Source organism: Nonomuraea sp. IBHARD001, from assembly GCF_056106265.1.
On the sequence record NZ_JBWBBW010000002.1, the window covers coordinates 6,304,337 to 6,321,036 of the forward strand.

Consider the following 16,700-nt stretch of genomic DNA (forward strand, 5'->3'; position numbering starts at 1 on the left):
TGCGTTGGTCCACGGGTTCACGATGCGCCGGCACGAGGTCGGCCACGATCTCGCAAACACCTGTCACCCGCGTGTCGGGATCGCGCGCACGGCCTGCTCGCCGTACTAGAAAGCCGCCTTAGGAACACGTCGCGGAGTCGACCGGAAAGCCGTATTCACGGCAGCAGGGTCCGGATCGGCCACGCGGGCTCTTCCCGCCCGAGCCACGGGTGCGGAACGGCGAAGGCGAGCGCCGACATCCAAGGCGCCGCCCGCCCGCACGCGGCCTGACGACAGGGATGGATTTGGACAGCTACCGCGCTCTGCGCAGCTCGCTCGTCACGCTGACCGCCTCGGTGCTCGTCACCGGGACGCTGGCGTGCGGCACGGCGAGCGCCGCACCCGCCGACAGGGAGGCCGTCGGCACCGCCAAGGCCTCCAAGATCGTGCACAAGCGGACCTGGCGCACAGCAGCAAAGCCCCGAACGGTCAAGCGGCCGAAGGGCCGGAACAAGGCGATCGCCCTCGGGCTGGTCGTGCAGCGATCGTGGTCGATCCGCCAGTTCCGGTGCCTGGACAGCCTCTGGACCAGGGAGAGCAACTGGAACCACCGTGCGCACAACCGCTCTTCGGGTGCGTACGGGATTCCGCAGGCTCTGCCGGGCGGCAAGATGGCCGGTGCCGGATGGGACTGGCGGCACAATCCGAAGACCCAGATCAAGTGGGGTCTGAAATACATCAGGGGCCGCTACGGCACACCGTGCGGCGCGTGGGGCCACTTCAGATCGCACAACTGGTACTAGAGAGCCTTCCAGGGGAAGGGACGGCTCTCCAGCGGCGCCCGGGGCTCATCAGCCCCGGGCGCCGCCCTTTTCCCGGTAGCCGACCATCGCCGAGATCAGCAGCTCCAGGCCGAACTCGAACTCCTCCTCGTGGTCGCACCGCCCCAGCAGCGGAGCCAGCGCGCTGACCTCGGGAAACAGCATCGGATCGACGTCGTCGGCCCGCACGCGGGCATCGGGCGGCCCGAACGAGGGCGTGACGCCCACCTCACGCAGCAGCGAGCCCATGACATAGGCGATGAACAGCCGCAGCAGCCGCACCGCCTCGCCGCTGGTGAACCCGGCCTCGCGCAGGGTGGCGAGTGCCCGTTCGACGGGCAGCAGCCCGGCGGGCGAGTGCAGTTGCCTGCTGACCACGACCATGGTCGAACGCGGATGGTGGTGTGCGATCTGCCGGAAGGCACGCGCCTGCATGCGCACCCGGTCGGTCCAGTGCGCGTCGGGGTCGTCGGTGAACTCGATCCGCGACAGCACGCTCTCGGCCACCCCTTCGAGCAGCGCGGCCTTGTTCGGCACGTGGTTGTAGAGCGACATGACGCCCACACCGAGCTCGGCGGCGATGCGGCGCATGGAGACCGCGTCGGCGCCCTCGCGCTCGATGATGTCGATGGCAGCGGCGATGATGCGCGGCCGGGACAGTGGTTCGGTGGGCATAGCTCATTCTATTGACGTACGTACAGTGTACGTGCAAGCCTCGGGATATACGTACGGCGTACGTCTCCGGGAGGCCTCATGTCGACGCACGACCTCTACGCGATCCCCGCCGAGCTGTCCACCTGGAAGGTGGGCATGACCGGGTCGAGCCGGTTCACCTGGGAGTACGACGACGGCAGGGACCACATGCTGGCCCTCTACCAGAAGGGCAAGGACAAGCAGTGGGACTCCGTCAGGCGCATCGACTGGGGCCTTGAGGTCGACCCGTACAACGTGCTCGGCATCCCGGACCGGACCATCGCCATCTACGGCACACCGCTGTGGGAGCGGATGGACGACCGGACGCGGCAGGACGTCAGGCTGCACGGCGCCGCGTGGCAGTTCTCCCAGTTCCTGCACGGCGAACAGGGCGCGATGATCTGCTCGGCCCGCATCGTGGAGTCGGTGCCCGACCTGGACTCCAAGTTCTACGCCGCCACCCAGACGATGGACGAGGCCAGGCACGCCGAGACCTACGCCAGGTTCCTCCAGGAGAAGGTCGGGCTCGCCTACCCGATCAACGAGCACCTCAAGGCCCTGCTGGACTCCACCCTGTCCGACTCGCGCTGGGACATGCCCTACCTCGGCATGCAGGTGCTGATCGAAGGGCTGGCGCTGGCGGCGTTCGGCGTCATGCGCGACATCACCACCAAGCCGCTGCCCAAGCAGATCCTCGCCTACGTCATGCAGGACGAGGCCAGGCACGTGGCTTTCGGCCGGATGGCGCTGCGCGAGTACTACTCCGGCCTGTCCGACGCCGAGCGGCGCGAGCGCGAGGACTTCGTCATCGAGGGCTGCTACCTCATGCGCGACCGGCTGCGCGGCAAGGAGACGTGGGAGACGATCGGCCTGAACAAGCAGGAGGTCGCCGAGGCCATGACGGCCGTCGACCGGTCGGACTACCTCAGGCTGTTCCGCTCCCTGCTGTTCTCCCGCATCGTGCCGTGCGTCAAGGACATCGGCCTGTGGAGCCCGCGCCTGCAACAGGCCTACGCCGACATGGGCGTGCTGGAGATGGCGGGCCAGAGCCTGGAGGCGCTGATGAAGCAGGACGAGGACATCGCCGACCGGCTCGACGCCGAGCGTTTCGCGGCCGAGGAGGCCGAGCGGCACGAGGAGGTCGCGCGGACGGTCGCCCTCGGTGGTGAGGCCTGACTGCCGCTTCCGCCACCCGATAATGTGTTGAGCCCGCCATTAGCCTTGAATGAGTGCCCCCTGATACCAGAAGAACCGATACCAGAAGAAGTCAGGCCCACTCCCTCTGGCGGATGAAGTCCTACCTCCGCCCCTATGTCCTGCGGCTCGTGCTGATCTGGCTGGCCGCCATCGCCGGGATCGGCGCCGCGATCCTGCTCCCCCTGGTCGGCAGGGAGATCATCGACGGTCCCGTGGCACACCGCGACCTCGGCGCGCTGCTCCCGCTCGGCCTGCTGGCCCTCGCACTCGGCGTGGTCGAGGCCGGCCTGATCTTCCTGCGCCGATGGGCCCAGATCCGTCCCATCCTCGCGCTGGAGACCGAGATCAGGGACGACCTGTACGCCCATCTGCAGCGGCTGCCGATGAGCTTCCACGGCGAGTGGCAGTCCGGCCAGCTGCTCTCGCGGGCCACGACCGACCTGTCGACGATCCGCAGGTTCTTCGGCTTCGGCGCCCTGTTCCTGGTCATGAACATCATCCAGCTCCTCACCGTGACCGTCGTGCTGCTCGGCCTGCACTGGCCGCTCGGCCTGCTGGTCGCCGCCTCGGCCGTACCGATCGTGTGGGTGTCGTTGCGCTTCGAGCGCAGGTACATCCGCATCTCACGCCAGGTCCAGGACGAGCAGGGCGACCTGGCCACACTGGTGGAGGAGTCGGCGCTGGGCATCCGCACCATCAAGGCCTACGGGCGCAGGCACCACGTGTACGAGGGGTTCGACGAGGCGGCACGCCAGGTGCACCGCACGTCGCTGGCCAAGGCCGGGCTCGCGGCGCGCTTCTTCTCCTTCCTGGAGGTCATCCCGAACGTCACCCTGGCCCTGGTGCTGCTGCTCGGCGTGCTGGGCGTGGGGTCGGGCGCGGTGACGCTCGGCACGCTCGTCGCCTTCACCACGCTGATGCTGCAACTCGTGTGGCCGATCGCCTCGCTCGGCTACATCCTGGCGATGGCGCAGGAGGCCATGACCTCGGCCGATCGCGTGATGGAGGTGCTGGACACCGAGCCGGAGATCGTCGGCGGCACGGCCGTGCTTGAGCGGCCGGAGGGGTGGCTGCGGTTCGAAGGGGTGGGCTTCCGCTTCCCCGGTGCGGCCACGCCCGTGCTGCACGACCTGTGGCTGGAGGTGGCGCCGGGCGAGACGGTCGCGGTGGTCGGTGCGACCGGGTCGGGCAAGACGACGCTGACCGCGCTGGTGCCCAGGCTGATGGACGTCACCTCCGGCCGGGTCACCATCGACGGGCACGACGTGCGCGACCTGCGGCTCGACTCGTTGCGCTCGGTGGTGGCGACCGCGTTCGAGGAGCCGACGCTGTTCTCGATGAGCGTGCGCGAGAACCTCACGCTCGGCCACGTCCGGGCCACGGAGGCCGACCTGCGCGAGGCGCTGGAGGTCGCGCAGGCCACGTTCGCCTACGACCTGCCGTGGGGGCTCGACACCCGCATCGGCGAGCAGGGCATGTCGCTGTCGGGCGGGCAGCGCCAGCGGCTGGCCCTGGCCAGGGCGGTGCTGAGCAGGCCGAAGATCCTCGTCCTGGACGACACGCTGTCGGCGCTGGACGTGGAGACCGAGGCGCTGGTGGAGGAGGCCCTGCGCCGGGTGCTGCGCGAGGCCACCGGCATCGTCGTCGCGCACCGGGCCTCGACGGTCCTGCTGGCCGACAAGGTCGCCCTGCTCCAGAACGGCACGATCACACATGTCGGACGCCACCCCGACCTGCTGGTCACCGTGCCCGAGTACCGCGAGCTGCTCGCCCAGGACGCGGAAGGGGTCATGCGTTGAGCACGTGGCGAGGAGTGGCCGCCGAGAACAAGGACGACCTGCCCGACGACGTCTCGGTCCTGCTGCGGGCCAGGTCGCGCCGGTTGCTCGGCGACCTGCTGCGCCCGCACCGCCGGGCGATCGCACTGCTGACCGTGATCATCGTGATCTCCAACGCGGCGGGCCTGGCCATTCCGCTGCTGGTGGGGGTGGGCATCGACGCCGGGATCGGGCCGCTGCGCGCGGGCGAGGGCCCGGCGACGCTGCTGACCGTGGTCGGGGTGATCCTGGCCGCGGCCCTGACCCAGGCGCTCACCCGGCAGGCGTTCCTGCGCCTGGCCGGGCGCATCGGCCAGGACGCCCTGCTGGAGCTGCGGCGCCGGGTGTTCGACCACTTCCAGCGGCTGTCGCTGGCCTTCCACGAGAAGTACACGTCCGGGCGGGTCATCTCGCGGCTGACCTCCGACATCGAGGCCATCGCCGAGCTGCTGCAGTCCGGGTTCGACGGGCTGGTCACCGCGGTGCTGACGCTGTTCGGCACGGCGGCGGTGCTGCTGGTGCTCGACGTGCACCTCGGGCTGGTCGCCCTGGCGCCGATCCCGTTGCTGCTGCTGTTCACGCGGTGGTTCGGGCGGCAGTCCACGCATGCCTACCGGCGTACGCGGGCGACCGTCGCGCTGGTCATCGTGCACTTCGTGGAGTCGATGACCGGCATCAGGGCGGTCCAGGCGTTTCGCAGGCAGCCGCGCAACCAGGAGATCTTCGGCGAGCTCAACACCGACTACCGCGACGCCAACGCCATCGGCATGCGGCTCATCTCGGTCTTCATGCCCGGGGTGAAGCTGCTGGGCAACGTGACGGTGGCGGTCGTCCTGGTCTACGGCGGCTGGCTGGCCACACGCGACGCGGTGACGGTCGGCGTGCTGACCTCCTTCCTGCTCTACCTGCGCCAGTTCTACGAGCCGATGCAGGAGATCAGCCAGTTCTACAACACGCTGCAGTCGGCGGGCGCGGCGCTGGAGAAGCTGTCCGGCGTGCTGGAGGAGGAGCCGTCGGTCGCCGAGCCGCGCGAGCCCGCCGAGCTCGACGGCGCGAGGGGCGCGGTGCGTTTCGAGGGCGTGCGCTTCGCCTACACCGAGGACACCGAGGTGTTGGCGCGCCTCGACCTGCGCATCCCCGCCGGTCAGAGCGTCGCACTCGTCGGCGCGACGGGCGCGGGCAAGACCACGCTGGCCAAACTGCTCTCCCGCCTGTACGACCCGACGGAGGGCAGGGTCCTGCTCGACGGCGTCGACCTGCGTGAGCTCGACGAGGCCGGGCTGCGCAGGGCCGTGGTCCTGGTGACGCAGGAGAACTTCCTGTTCAGCGGCACGGTCGCACAGAACATCGCCTTCGGCAGGCCGGACGCCTCCCGCAAGGAGATCGTCGCGGCGGCCGAGGCCATCGGCGCGCACACCTTCATCGGCGCACTGCCCGACGGCTACGACACCGAGGTGGGCAAGCGGGGCGGCCGGATGTCGGCGGGCCAGCGGCAGCTGGTGGCGTTCGCCAGGGCGTTCCTGGCCGACCCGGCCGTGCTCATCCTGGACGAGGCCACCTCCAGCCTGGACGTGCCCAGCGAGCGGCTGGTCCAGCGGGCGCTGCGCACGATCCTGGCCGACCGGACCGCGTTGATCATCGCCCATCGCCTGTCGACCGTGGAGATCGCCGAGCGCGTGCTGGTGATGGAGGGCGGAAAGGTCGTCGAGGACGGCAGACCGCAGGAGCTGATCGCCGGTTCCGGGCGCTACGCCGGGCTGCACCGGGCCTGGCTGGAGAGCCTGGCCTGAACGCGGTGGAGGCCGGCCCTCGCATCCCGGCCTCCACCTGTCCGCTACCTGCTGAGCACGAACACGACGGCGGCCGCCGACACGCACAGACAGCCCAGCCAGGCGACACGCGCGTCCAGGCGCATGTCGAGCGGGCCTTCGCCGTGCAGGGCCCGCTGGACGAGGCGGAAGCGCACGCCGGTCCTGGCCAGCAGCACACCGCCGCACAGCGCCGCGATCGCGCAGGCGGCCAGTACCACGGACGGCAGCCCGGCCCGCAACGCCAGCCCGACGCCCGCCAGACCGCCGGTCGACAGCGCCACCGCGGTCCGTACCCAGGCAAGCCTGGTGCGCTCGCTCTGCAGGCCAGGGTCCCAGATCTCCTGCGACATCTACCTCGCCGCCACCACGATCAGCACCAGCGCCAGTACGGCGACCGCCGCCACGCCGTACCCGAAGACGGCGGCCAGGGCGGGAGGCGGCAGCGGCGACTCCTGCCGCAGGGCGCGCTGGATGTGCCGCCAGCGCGGATAGGCCATGCCGGCGGCCAGCGCCGAGAGGCTGACGAGCATGAGCGCGAGCCCGGTGCGCGCCCACCCGACGAAGACGTCGGGCGAGAGCGCCGCCATCGCCACCCCACCGGCGCTCAGCGCCAGCGAGGTGCTGAGCCAGGTGAGGAAGGTGCGTTCGTTGGCCAATGTGAACCGGGGGTCGGGCTCCTTGCCGTTCATGTATACGACGGTAGTTCGACCCCTTTCCCCCTAGTAAAAGGGGGATACGGAACGTGATGGTCGCAGGTCAGCTGCAGGCCTGGCCGATCTGCTGCAGATAGGTCGCGGTGTCGGTGAGCGCCTTCTGCGCCGAGTCGACGGCGGAGTTGACGTCGGTGACATTGAGCTTCTGGTAGGACTCCGCGAGCCCGTTGATGGCCTCGTTCAGCGTGGTGTCCCCTGCCTTGGCGGCCGCGCCCTCCAGCTTCGTCGCGGCGTCGTCGAGCGCCTTGTCGAGGGCGGCGGGGTCGTTGGCCAGGGTGGCCACCTTGGAGGTGATCTCACCGGCGATCTTGGTGGCCTCGGCGCAGGCCTGGACCTTGTCCACGGTCCCGCTGATCTCTTGCAGCTCGCCGCAGCCCGAGGCGAAGATCATGACGGCGAAGGCCGCGAGGGGGACGAATCGGCTCTTGAGGAGTCGCATACCTGGGACCCTACCCAACCGCGCTCCCGGCTGCGGCGCGGTGATCCAGGGCTTTGCGCCTACACCGGATCGCGCAGGATGGGACACGTCATGCAGTGCCCGCCGCCCCGGCCCTTGCCCAGTTCCAAGCCCTCGATCTCGATGACCTCGACGCCGTGCTCGCGCAGCTTGCGGTTGGTGAACTCGTTCTTGTGGTAGCCGATCACCACACCGGGCTCAAGGGCGACGAAGTTGCTGCCGGAGTCCCACTGCTCGCGGGCCTGCTGGTAGTCGTCGCCCCCCGTCGGGATGACGTCGAGGCGGCCGAGGCCGAGGGCGTCCTCGAAGGCGGCGGCCAGGCCCTTCTCCCGGCGCACGTCCAGCGTGCCCTCCTTGTCGCCGGGCCGCAGCGAGTAGACGGCGGCGTTCTCCACGACGGGCGGGTACCCGGTGGCCTTGTCGGCGTCCAGCAGGGTGAAGACCGTGTCCAGATGCATGTACGAGCGATGTGGCGGGATGCCGACCGCGAGCACCCGGGTGGCGGCTCCCGATGCGAACAGCGAGCGGGCGATCTCCTCGACCATGATGGGCGTGGTGCGCTCGCTGACGCCGATCGCGACCGCGCCGTTGCCGATCGGCATCATGTCGCCGCCCTCCAGGCAGGCGCCGCCGAAGTCCTCCTCGTCGAAGTCGCCGTCGTCGCCCATCGGCGGGTACCAGTAGGCGAAGCCGTCGTCGGCGAACATCGGGTGGTGCCGGTAGATCACACTCTGGTTGATCGTCTCCAGCCGTCTGGCATGGAAGTAGAGCGGGTTCAGCGAGACACCTCCGTACAGCCAGGCCGAGGGATCGCGCTGGTAGAGGGAGTTGGGCAGCGGCCTCAGGATGAAGGAGCCCGGCTCCTCCATGGCCGCGACCAGCGACCGCGTGTCGAAGTCGCCTTGGGCCTGCTCTGCGAACTCCTGCTTGGTGAGGCCGCCGATCAGGTGCTCGGCCAGCCTCTCCCCGCTCCAGGAGGCGAGTTCGGCGCGGATCTCGTCCACCAGCATCGGCCCGACGGTGAGATGGGTGACCATGCGCTCGACGGCGTGCCGCCTGGCCAGGGGGCCGGTGTCGAGCGCCTCGGCGAGCAGGCGCTGGTGGTGGAAGACCTCGACGCCGCGCTCGCGCATGACCGCGACGAAGGCGTCGTGCTCGATCTGCGCACGCCGTACCCAGAGCACGTCGTCGTAGAGCAGATCGTCCTTGTTGGCCGGTGTCAGGCGTTTGAGGCTGAGATCCGGCCGGTGCACGATGACCTGCCGCAGCACTCCCACCTCCGAGTGCACCCCGAACCTGGTCGCCACGCGTTCCTCCCCGAGATCCAGAAATCCGGTCAATCGACCTCAAAGCAGGATCACACCACGACATCCAGCAAAGCGGAACAAAACCATCAAGACAGGGTCATTTGCCTGCCAGGACCGCATCGGGACCGGCGCCCGACCGGCGCACTACCCAATGCCGCGGGATTTCTCAAGTGATTATGTTCCGTGCGAGTGTGATGAACGCAACATTCATTCGGCGGCCGATCACATATTGATCGGCACATCCGCGGCTGACCAGGATCGACGTCCTGCCGTCCATCGAGTGACACTCCTGTTAACGTCGCACCAACACGGCCGGGGGTATGACGGGGCCCGGACCCTACAGGTTGTTCACTCCCACCGCCCGCACATCGTTTCGGACCACTTCGGGGGTGTGGCCGTCGACCTGGGCATACATGGGTGCGCGTACGCCCACGCACGCCCTCCGGCGGTGGGCAACATGCATATGGCGGCTGCGGCGAAGAATGGTTTTTCTGCCAAATGTGGCGTGACTTGCATTTTGACCCTTGACGCATATGTTGAGTTACCTGAGGCAAAGAAGCGGCTTGACAGCGGCTATTAGGTGGATAACCCTCTTTGGAGGACGGGAACTCCGACGGCAGCGGCCGAGGAGATTGTCCGCCCAGCGCACTCCCATTGCACCACCGCACATGCTCCACCCACAGTTGATCGATGGACCCGGGGGAAGAACATGACCGTGCAAGGGATCGACCACGTCCGGCTATTCGTAGGAGACACCACCCAGGCCACTCACTATTACCGCACCGCATTCGGATTCCGTCTCGTCGCCGAGAGCGAGATCAGCGCCGGGTCGACCGCACGCACGACCGTGGTCAGGCACGGCGGCGTCCGGCTCGTCCTCACCTCGGGGCTGCGCGACGAGCACCACGCCTCCCGCTTCGTACGCAAGCACGGCGACGGCGTCCGCGACGTGGCGCTGAGCAGCACGGACGCGGCGGCCGACTTCGCCGTCGCGGTGGCAGCGGGCGCCGAGCCGGTCGCGGCCCCGCAGACCTTCGACGAGGGCGAAGGGCGCATCATCGTCGCCACCGTCGCCGCCTCCAACGACCTCGTGCACAGCTTCGTCGAACGCGAGAACCCCGACGGCTCCCTCGTGCCCGGCGTGCACCCGGTCGGCGGCCACACCCCGCAGGGGCCCGACCTGCTGCACACCGTCGACCATCTCGCGCTGTGCCTGGCGCCCGGCACCCTGGACACGACGATCGCCTTCTACCAGAACGCCTTCGGGCTCAGCCACACCTACAGCGAGTACATCTCGGTGGGCGGGCAGGCCATGGACTCCAAGGTCGTGCAGGACAGCACCAGGCGCGTCACCTTCACGATGGTCGAGCCGGACGCGGGCACCGACAGGGGTCAGCTCAACGACTTCCTCGACGGGTTCGACGGCCCCGGCGTGCAGCACGTCGCCTTCGGCACGGGCGACATCGTGGAGGCGGCGCACGACCTGCGCGTGCGCGGCGTCGACCTGCTGAGCACGCCGTCGCACTACTACGACGCGCTGCCCGAGCGCGGCATCGACGTCGGCATCGACGAGAGTGTGCTGCGCGAGCTCGGCCTGCTGGTCGACAGGGACGACAGCGGCCAGCTCCTGCAGGTGTTCACCCGCTCCCCCTATGCCCGCCGCACGGTGTTCTTCGAGCTGATCCAGCGGCTCGGCGCGCGTACCTTCGGCAGCGGCAACATCAGGGCGCTGTACGAAGCCGTCGAGCGTGAGCGGGCGCAGAGCCAGGTGCCCGCCGGGAGACGGGGGTGAGCACCGCCCCGCTCGGCGACCATCGCCGGCGGCTCCTGCTGTCGCCGGGCGACCTCGAGGCGGCGGCCCGCGCCGTGATCGAACCCCAGGTGTGGGACTTCATCACGGGCGGCAGCGGCGACGAGGTGAGCCTGCGGGACGGGCGCGCCTCCTTCGGGCGCTACCGGCTGCGTCCGCACGTGCTGGTCGACGTCGCGCACTGCGAGCTGGAGACCAGCTTCGCCGGCACCCCGGTGAGCTTCCCCGCGGCGGTGGCCCCCATGGCCTACCACCGCCTGGTGCATGCCGAGGGCGAGCCCGCCACCGCGCGCGGCGCGTCGGCCGCGGGGACGCTCACCGTCGTCAGCATCTTCTCCAGCACCACGCTGGAGGAGGTCGCCGCCGCCGCGAGCGGCCCCCTGTGGCTGCAGCTCTACGCTCTGCGCCGCCGCGAGAGCACCGAAGCCCTCGTACGGCGGGCCGAGCAGGCCGGATACCGGGCTCTGATGATCACCGCCGACACCCCGCGCATGGCCAGGCGCGAGCGCGATCTGCGCAACGGGTTCAGCCTGCCGCCGGGCATCCGCCCGGTGAACCTGGACCAGGAGCACACCACCGGGCTGCGTGAGCGCACCCCCGGCGCCTCCGCCCTGGCCGGGCACGCCTCACGCCACCACGACGCCTCCTTCACCTGGGCCGACCTGGCCTGGCTGCGCTCGTTCACCGACCTGCCGCTGCTGCTCAAGGGCGTGCTCACCGCCGAGGACGCCGTGCGTGCGGCCGAGGCGGGCGTGAACGGCGTGGTCGTCTCCAACCACGGAGGCCGCCAGCTCGACGGCGCCGTCGCGGCGCTCGACGCCCTGCCCGAGGTCGTGGCCGCCCTGGCCGCGACAGGCGGCGCGTGCGAGGCGCTGGTCGACGGTGGCGTACGGCGAGGCACCGACGTGCTCAAGGCGCTCGCGCTCGGCGCACGAGGCGTGCTCGTCGGCCGCCCGGTCCTGTGGGGCCTGGCGACGGGCGGCGCCGACGGCGTCGAACGGGTGCTCACCCAGCTGCGGGCCGAGCTGGAGGAGGCCATGGCACTGTCCGGCAGGCCCAGGCTCGATCTGATCGGCACGGACCTGCTCCAACTCCACCGTCACGGATAGGGATCATGAACGACACACGTTTCACTCTCTCCCCGGCCGAACAACTCCTGCTGCCCTCCGACGAGGACGTACGCGGCTACCAGGAGCGCGGGTGGTACCTGTCGAAGAAGCTGCTGTCGGACGAGGAGGTCGACACGCTCGTCGAGGCGAGCGAGCGCTTCTACGCCGGGCACCGCGACCGCCCGCTCCCGCTGCGCCCGCCGCGCCTGGCCTACTGGGAGCCTTCGCAGGGCGACGTGCACCGTCACAACGACTACATCTTCTACGAGGACGACACGATCCGCTCGATCCTCTCCAAGCCCATCATCGCGGCCGTCGCGGCCCGCATCGCCGAGACGCGGCAGATCAGGCTGTGGAACACCACGCTGATCTACAAGCCGTCCGGCCGCGCCGACGAGCGCAACATCGTGCCGTGGCACTTCGACCGGCACTACTGGCAGACGTGCACCTCCGACGCGATGCTCACCGCCTTCATCCCCTTCCACCACTGTGACGAGGAGATGGGCACGATCACGATGGTCGACGGCAGCCACGCGTGGAAGGAGATCGGCGGCGGCGACTCCACCAACCGCCACTTCGCCGAGCGCGACCGCCTCGAACTGGAGGACATGCTGGCCGAGAACGCCGCGTACAACCAGACCGAGGTCACCAAGGTGCCCATGATCATCCCCAAGGGCCACATGAGCTTCCACCACTGCCGTACCTACCACGGCAGCGGGATGAACGTCAGCGGCAGGCCGCGCCGTGCCATCTCCCTGCACCTGCAGGACGGCGACAACGCCTGGCGCCCGTTCCGGCAGTCCACCGGCGACCTGCTCGTCTACAACAACGACGTGCTGGTCCGCAAGGACGAGCAGGGCAACCCGGACTACACCGACCCCGACTTCAACCCCGTGCTGTGGCAGGAGCACCGGTGACCCGTGCCGCCACCACCGTCCTGACGGCCGGGGACCTGCACGACTCGCTGTCGGACCCGCTGATGGAGGTCATGAACTTCCTGAACGAGATCACCTCGCGCTACCCGCAGGCGATCTCGTTCGGTCCCGGCAGGCCGTACGAGGGACTGTTCGAGGTCGAGCGGATCGGCGAGTACCTCGACGCCTACGTGCGCCACCTCGCCGAGGACCAGGGACGCACGCCGAGCCAGGTGCGCACCACGCTGTTCCAGTACGGCCGCACGAACGGGCAGATCCACGACCTGGTGGCCCGCACGCTGCGCAACGACGAGGGCATCGAGGCCGATCCGCAGGCGCTGGTGGTCACGGTCGGCTGCCAGGAGGCCATGTTCATCGTGCTGCGCGCGCTGTTCGGCAGGCCGGGCGACGTGCTGCTGGTGCCCTCGCCGTGCTACGTCGGGATCACCGGCGCGGCCAGGCTGCTGGACATCGAGACCGTGCCGGTCGCCGAAGGACCGGCCGGGCTCGACCTGGAGGACCTGGCCCGCGTCACGGCCGGGCTGCGCGCGGCGGGCAAGCGCCCCCGCGCGCTGTACCTGGTGCCCGACTTCGCCAACCCGACGGGCACCTGCATGCCGCTCGCCGAGCGCCGCAGGCTGCTGGAGTACGCCGGGAGCGAGGACGTCCTGGTCCTGGAGGACAACCCCTACGGCTTCTTCACCCGCACCGGCACCGTGCAGCCGACGCTGAAGTCGCTGGACGAGGACCGGCGGGTGATCTACCTGGGCTCGTTCGCCAAGTCCTGCTTCCCCGGCGCCCGGGTCGGCTACGTGCTGGCCGACCAGCTCGTACGCTCCGCCGACGGCGGCACGCATCTGCTGGCCGAGGAGCTTTCGAAGATCAAGAGCATGGTGACCGTCAACACCTCGGCGCTCAGCCAGGCCGTCATCGGCGGCATGCTGGTCGCCAACGGCTGCCGCCTGCGCGAGGCGAACAAGCAGTCCGTCGACTTCTACCAGCACAACCTGACGCTCCTGCTGGACAGCCTGGAGCGCTTCCTGCCGCCCGAGCGCCGTCGCGGTATCCAGTGGAATGTCCCCGACGGGGGATTCTTCCTCACGCTGACCCTGCCGATTCCCGCCGACAACGCGCTGCTTGAGGTGTCGGCGCGGGACTACGGGATAATCTGGACGCCGATGAGCTACTTCTATCCGGACGGCGGCGGCCTGTACCAGATGAGGCTCTCGCACAGCTACCTCACGCCCGACCAGATCACCGAGGGTGTGCGCAGACTGTCGTCCCTGCTGGAACGGAGTTGTGCGTGAATCTGCTCCTGTACGTGCTGACGGTGGCGATCTGGGGCTCGACCTGGCTGGCGATCAAACTCCAGCTCGGCGAGGTGCACCCCACGGTCTCGATCGCCTACAGGTTCGCACTGGCCGCCGTGCTGCTGCTGGCCTGGGCGCTGGCGCGACGGCTGCCGTTGCGCTATCCGCCGCGCGTACACCTCAGGTTCGCCCTGATGGGCTGCCTGATGTTCTCGATCAACTTCGTCTGCTTCTACTTCGCGGAGCAGCACCTGACGACCGGCCTGGTCTCCGTCATCTTCGCGATGTCGCTGCCGCTGAACATGGTCTTCGCCCGGCTCTTCTTCGGGCGCACGATCGCGCGCAGGGTCCTCGTGGGCGGTGCGATCGGGCTGGTCGGCATCGTGACCGTCTTCTGGCCCGAACTGGTCGCCTTCGACGCCTCGACCGGTGCCGGGCAGGGCATCCTGCTGTCGGTCGCCGGGACGGTGGTGTTCTGCCTGGGCAATGTGGTCTCGGGCAAGACGCAGGCGTTGAAGATCCCGGTCATCCAGAGCACCGGGTACTCCATGGCGTACGGGGCGCTGCTCATGGCTCCGTTCGCCGTGCTGCTGAGCGACGGGGTGGCGTTCGAGCCGACGTGGGAGTACACCGGGTCGCTGCTGTTCCTGGCGGTGTTCGGCTCGGTGATCGGCTTCGGGGCCTATCTGACGTTGCTCGGGCGGATCGGCGGGGAACGTGCGGCCTACGCCATGGTGCTGTTCCCCATCGTGGCGTTGCTGCTGTCGACGGTGTTCGAGGACTTCGTGTGGTCGTGGCGTGATGTGGCCGGAGTCGTCCTGATCCTGGCGGGCAACGCGGTCGTGCTGGCCAATCCCGCCCTGCTGCGCGGCTCGAAGGAGCCCGGTGAGGAGGCGCGGGCCGCCACCGCCGCAACCCGCAAGGAGTAGCCGCCCCGACCGGTACTCTGGCGTTCGAAGATCCACCGAGCGACGGAGGCCGGTCGGAACGTGAGGTTCGTCAGGCAGCTCTTGCGGAGGTCACGGCGCTCGCTCCGCGAACTCGCCAGGTTCGGCGGCATCGGCCTGGTCGCGTTCGTGCTCGACACCGGCGTCTACAACCTGTTCGTCGTGGGACTGGGGTGGGGCGCCCCCACCTCCAAGGTCATCGCCACCTCGATCGCCACGGTATGCGCCTATGTCGGTAATCGCTATTGGGTGTTCCGGCATCGCGAGCAGGGTGGGCCCGGGCGCGAGTACTTCCTGTTCTTCCTGCTCAACGGCATCGCCCTGCTGTTCGGCGTGCTGGTCATCGGCTTCACCAAGTACACCCTCCGGCTGGAGGACGCCGTCAGCCTCAATGTGGCCAATCTGATCGGCGTCGCCGCCGGGACCCTGTTCCGCTTCTGGTCCTACCGCAAGTGGGTGTTCATGGAGGCCGCCGAGGCCATCGCCGAAGGCACACCCCTTCGGCGGAGCACGCCTGAGTAGGGAGCTACTCAGGCGTGCACGGCCCGCCTCTGTGAGCATCGGCGCAGCGAAGGCCGGGCCGGAGGAAGAGGTGGGCCCATGGTCGGAACGCCCGAGTTCCAGGAACTCATCGACGCCTGCCGAAGGCCGGGACCGGGAGGTGGATTCGCCCGTGGGGCCGGCGCCGCACTGATCGTCAACGAGGGGGACGACGGCGTCGTGGCGGGACGCTTCCTCGGCACCCTGACGTACTCGCGGCCGGGCGGCAGGTTCCCCGACGCCTTCCAGGGCGTGCTGACCGGGACGGCCTCCCACACCCCGCTGAAGCTCGGGATCTTCGTCGGGGCCACCCGGGTGCTGGGCACGATCCAGGGGCCCGGCATCCCGACGGCGGCCTCGGAGACACTCATCGGGACGGTCATCGCCCTGGACGAAGGCATCGTCCAGCTCTTCTGGGTCCCTCCGGTGGCCGACCAGCGCTTGTCCATCTTCCTATGGCCCGCTCTGATCTTCACCTTCTGAGCCGGTTGCGCGCCCTGCCCTCCTAAATGACTAAAATGAGGATTTCAGTCATTTAGGAGGGCCGAGCATGGTTCGCCCCAGTGTCGAGACGGGGGTCATCCTCCACGCCGCCGCCACGCTGATCGCCGCGCACGGGTACGACAGCGTGCGGATGGACGAGATCGCCGCCGCGGCCGGAGTCGCCAAAGGCGTGCTGTACCTGCGATTCGCCGACAAGAACGCCCTGCTGCGCGCGGTCGTCGACCGGGAGGTCGTGCTGGCGATCCGCCGTTCGATCGAGCTCGTCCAAGCCGACAGCCACGGCGCGACGTTCTCCCGCCTGTACGTGCACGCGGTGAGCGCACTGCACTCGCGCCCGGCCCTGCTGCGCCTGTACCGGGAGCCGGCCACCTCGCTGCGCGTCCTCGCGCCGGACGACTCGCAGGTCAGGACGCGCGAGCTGCTCGGCGCCGACTTCGTCAGGGCACTCCAGGCCGAAGGCGTGGTGGCCGCCGACCTGGACCCGGACGTGCTGGCCGCCAACCTCACCCTCTGGAGCCAGGCCCTCGCCGCACGGACACCGACCGGCGCGGGCATCGACGTCGACGCACTCGTCCTGGGCATGGGCGAACTGCTGGCACGTGCCGCCGACACCGCGCCCGCCGACCCTGCGGCGGGCAAGCGGGCCTTCGTCGCCTTCGCCCAGGCGCTGATCGCCGAACGGGAGCAAGCATGCCCCATCTCGTCCCACCCGGAGCGCGGGAGCGCCACCTGTCCACCAGCGCGGGACGCCTGCGCGTCCTGCACGCCCGC

At 69.4% G+C, this 16,700-nt stretch carries 16 protein-coding genes and 1 pseudogene; 12 read left to right on the forward strand and 5 right to left on the reverse strand.

The genetic code is table 11. The annotated features are described in order from the left end of the window. The first annotated feature begins 278 nt into the window (after nucleotides 1–278). Complete coding sequence (locus ACTWNK_RS30660; protein ID WP_474308196.1) at nucleotides 279–782, forward strand: aggregation-promoting factor C-terminal-like domain-containing protein; 504 nt, start codon at nucleotides 279–281, stop codon at nucleotides 780–782. Between the two features lie 48 nt (nucleotides 783–830). On the opposite strand, the gene ACTWNK_RS30665 is transcribed toward ACTWNK_RS30660, so the two are convergent. Further along, on the reverse strand, nucleotides 831–1,475 hold the full coding sequence (locus ACTWNK_RS30665; protein ID WP_474308198.1) for a TetR/AcrR family transcriptional regulator: 645 nt from the start codon (nucleotides 1,473–1,475) through the stop codon (nucleotides 831–833). 78 nt (nucleotides 1,476–1,553) lie between these two features. On the opposite strand from ACTWNK_RS30665, the gene ACTWNK_RS30670 reads away from it, so the two are divergent. The 3 genes from ACTWNK_RS30670 to ACTWNK_RS30680 all read left to right on the forward strand — a co-directional run bounded on the left by ACTWNK_RS30670 (nucleotide 1,554) and on the right by ACTWNK_RS30680 (nucleotide 6,297). Further along, a complete protein-coding gene (locus ACTWNK_RS30670) occupies nucleotides 1,554–2,669 on the forward strand; it encodes a ferritin-like domain-containing protein (protein ID WP_474308200.1) in 1,116 nt (371 codons plus the stop codon). Nucleotides 2,670–2,782: 113 nt separating this feature from the next. Further along, entirely contained in the window at nucleotides 2,783–4,489 is a 1,707-nt protein-coding gene (locus ACTWNK_RS30675; protein WP_474308202.1) for an ABC transporter ATP-binding protein, read from the forward strand. Then, nucleotides 4,486–6,297 (forward strand): ABC transporter ATP-binding protein, encoded by a 1,812-nt coding sequence (locus ACTWNK_RS30680; protein WP_474308204.1) that lies wholly within the window; start codon nucleotides 4,486–4,488, stop codon nucleotides 6,295–6,297. Before ACTWNK_RS30675 ends, ACTWNK_RS30680 begins: the two co-directional genes overlap by 4 nt. Before the next feature lie 44 nt (nucleotides 6,298–6,341). Here the strand turns inward: ACTWNK_RS30680 and ACTWNK_RS30685 are convergent, their stop codons facing one another. The 4 genes from ACTWNK_RS30685 to ACTWNK_RS30700 form a co-directional block, all read right to left on the reverse strand. After that, nucleotides 6,342–6,668, reverse strand: a complete 327-nt coding sequence (locus ACTWNK_RS30685; protein WP_474308206.1) for a DUF202 domain-containing protein — start codon at nucleotides 6,666–6,668, stop codon at nucleotides 6,342–6,344. After that, entirely contained in the window at nucleotides 6,669–7,007 is a 339-nt protein-coding gene (locus tag ACTWNK_RS30690) for a YidH family protein (protein ID WP_474308208.1), read from the reverse strand. Between the two features lie 67 nt (nucleotides 7,008–7,074). Then, nucleotides 7,075–7,470: a hypothetical protein gene (locus tag ACTWNK_RS30695; RefSeq protein ID WP_474308210.1), complete on the reverse strand. Its 396-nt coding sequence runs from the start codon at nucleotides 7,468–7,470 to the stop codon at nucleotides 7,075–7,077. A gap of 59 nt (nucleotides 7,471–7,529) precedes the next feature. Beyond that, the gene (locus ACTWNK_RS30700; protein WP_474308212.1) at nucleotides 7,530–8,828 is read right to left on the reverse strand and encodes an arginine deiminase; all 1,299 of its coding nucleotides are present in this window, start codon (nucleotides 8,826–8,828) and stop codon (nucleotides 7,530–7,532) included. A gap of 676 nt (nucleotides 8,829–9,504) precedes the next feature. Here ACTWNK_RS30700 and hppD point away from each other — a divergent pair. The 8 genes and pseudogenes from hppD to ACTWNK_RS30740 form a co-directional block, all read left to right on the forward strand. After that, nucleotides 9,505–10,587: a 4-hydroxyphenylpyruvate dioxygenase gene (hppD, locus tag ACTWNK_RS30705; RefSeq protein WP_474308214.1), complete on the forward strand. Its 1,083-nt coding sequence runs from the start codon at nucleotides 9,505–9,507 to the stop codon at nucleotides 10,585–10,587. Then, entirely contained in the window at nucleotides 10,584–11,714 is a 1,131-nt protein-coding gene (locus ACTWNK_RS30710) for an alpha-hydroxy acid oxidase (RefSeq protein WP_474308216.1), read from the forward strand. Before hppD ends, ACTWNK_RS30710 begins: the two co-directional genes overlap by 4 nt. Nucleotides 11,715–11,719: 5 nt before the next feature. Next, entirely contained in the window at nucleotides 11,720–12,631 is a 912-nt protein-coding gene (locus ACTWNK_RS30715; protein ID WP_474308218.1) for a phytanoyl-CoA dioxygenase family protein, read from the forward strand. Beyond that, nucleotides 12,628–13,935: an aminotransferase-like domain-containing protein gene (locus tag ACTWNK_RS30720; protein ID WP_474308220.1), complete on the forward strand. Its 1,308-nt coding sequence runs from the start codon at nucleotides 12,628–12,630 to the stop codon at nucleotides 13,933–13,935. Before ACTWNK_RS30715 ends, ACTWNK_RS30720 begins: the two co-directional genes overlap by 4 nt. Beyond that, entirely contained in the window at nucleotides 13,932–14,867 is a 936-nt protein-coding gene (locus ACTWNK_RS30725; RefSeq protein ID WP_474308222.1) for a DMT family transporter, read from the forward strand. The genes ACTWNK_RS30720 and ACTWNK_RS30725 overlap by 4 nt, the downstream gene beginning before the upstream one ends. 81 nt (nucleotides 14,868–14,948) lie before the next feature. Continuing rightward, on the forward strand, nucleotides 14,949–15,407 hold the full coding sequence (locus ACTWNK_RS30730; protein WP_474308224.1) for a GtrA family protein: 459 nt from the start codon (nucleotides 14,949–14,951) through the stop codon (nucleotides 15,405–15,407). A gap of 78 nt (nucleotides 15,408–15,485) precedes the next feature. Next, nucleotides 15,486–15,908: a hypothetical protein gene (locus tag ACTWNK_RS30735; protein WP_474308227.1), complete on the forward strand. Its 423-nt coding sequence runs from the start codon at nucleotides 15,486–15,488 to the stop codon at nucleotides 15,906–15,908. A 67-nt stretch (nucleotides 15,909–15,975) separates the two neighbouring features. Then, a pseudogene (locus tag ACTWNK_RS30740) lies at nucleotides 15,976–16,134 on the forward strand (TetR family transcriptional regulator); the annotation flags it as partial. Nucleotides 16,135–16,700: the final 566 nt, after the last annotated feature.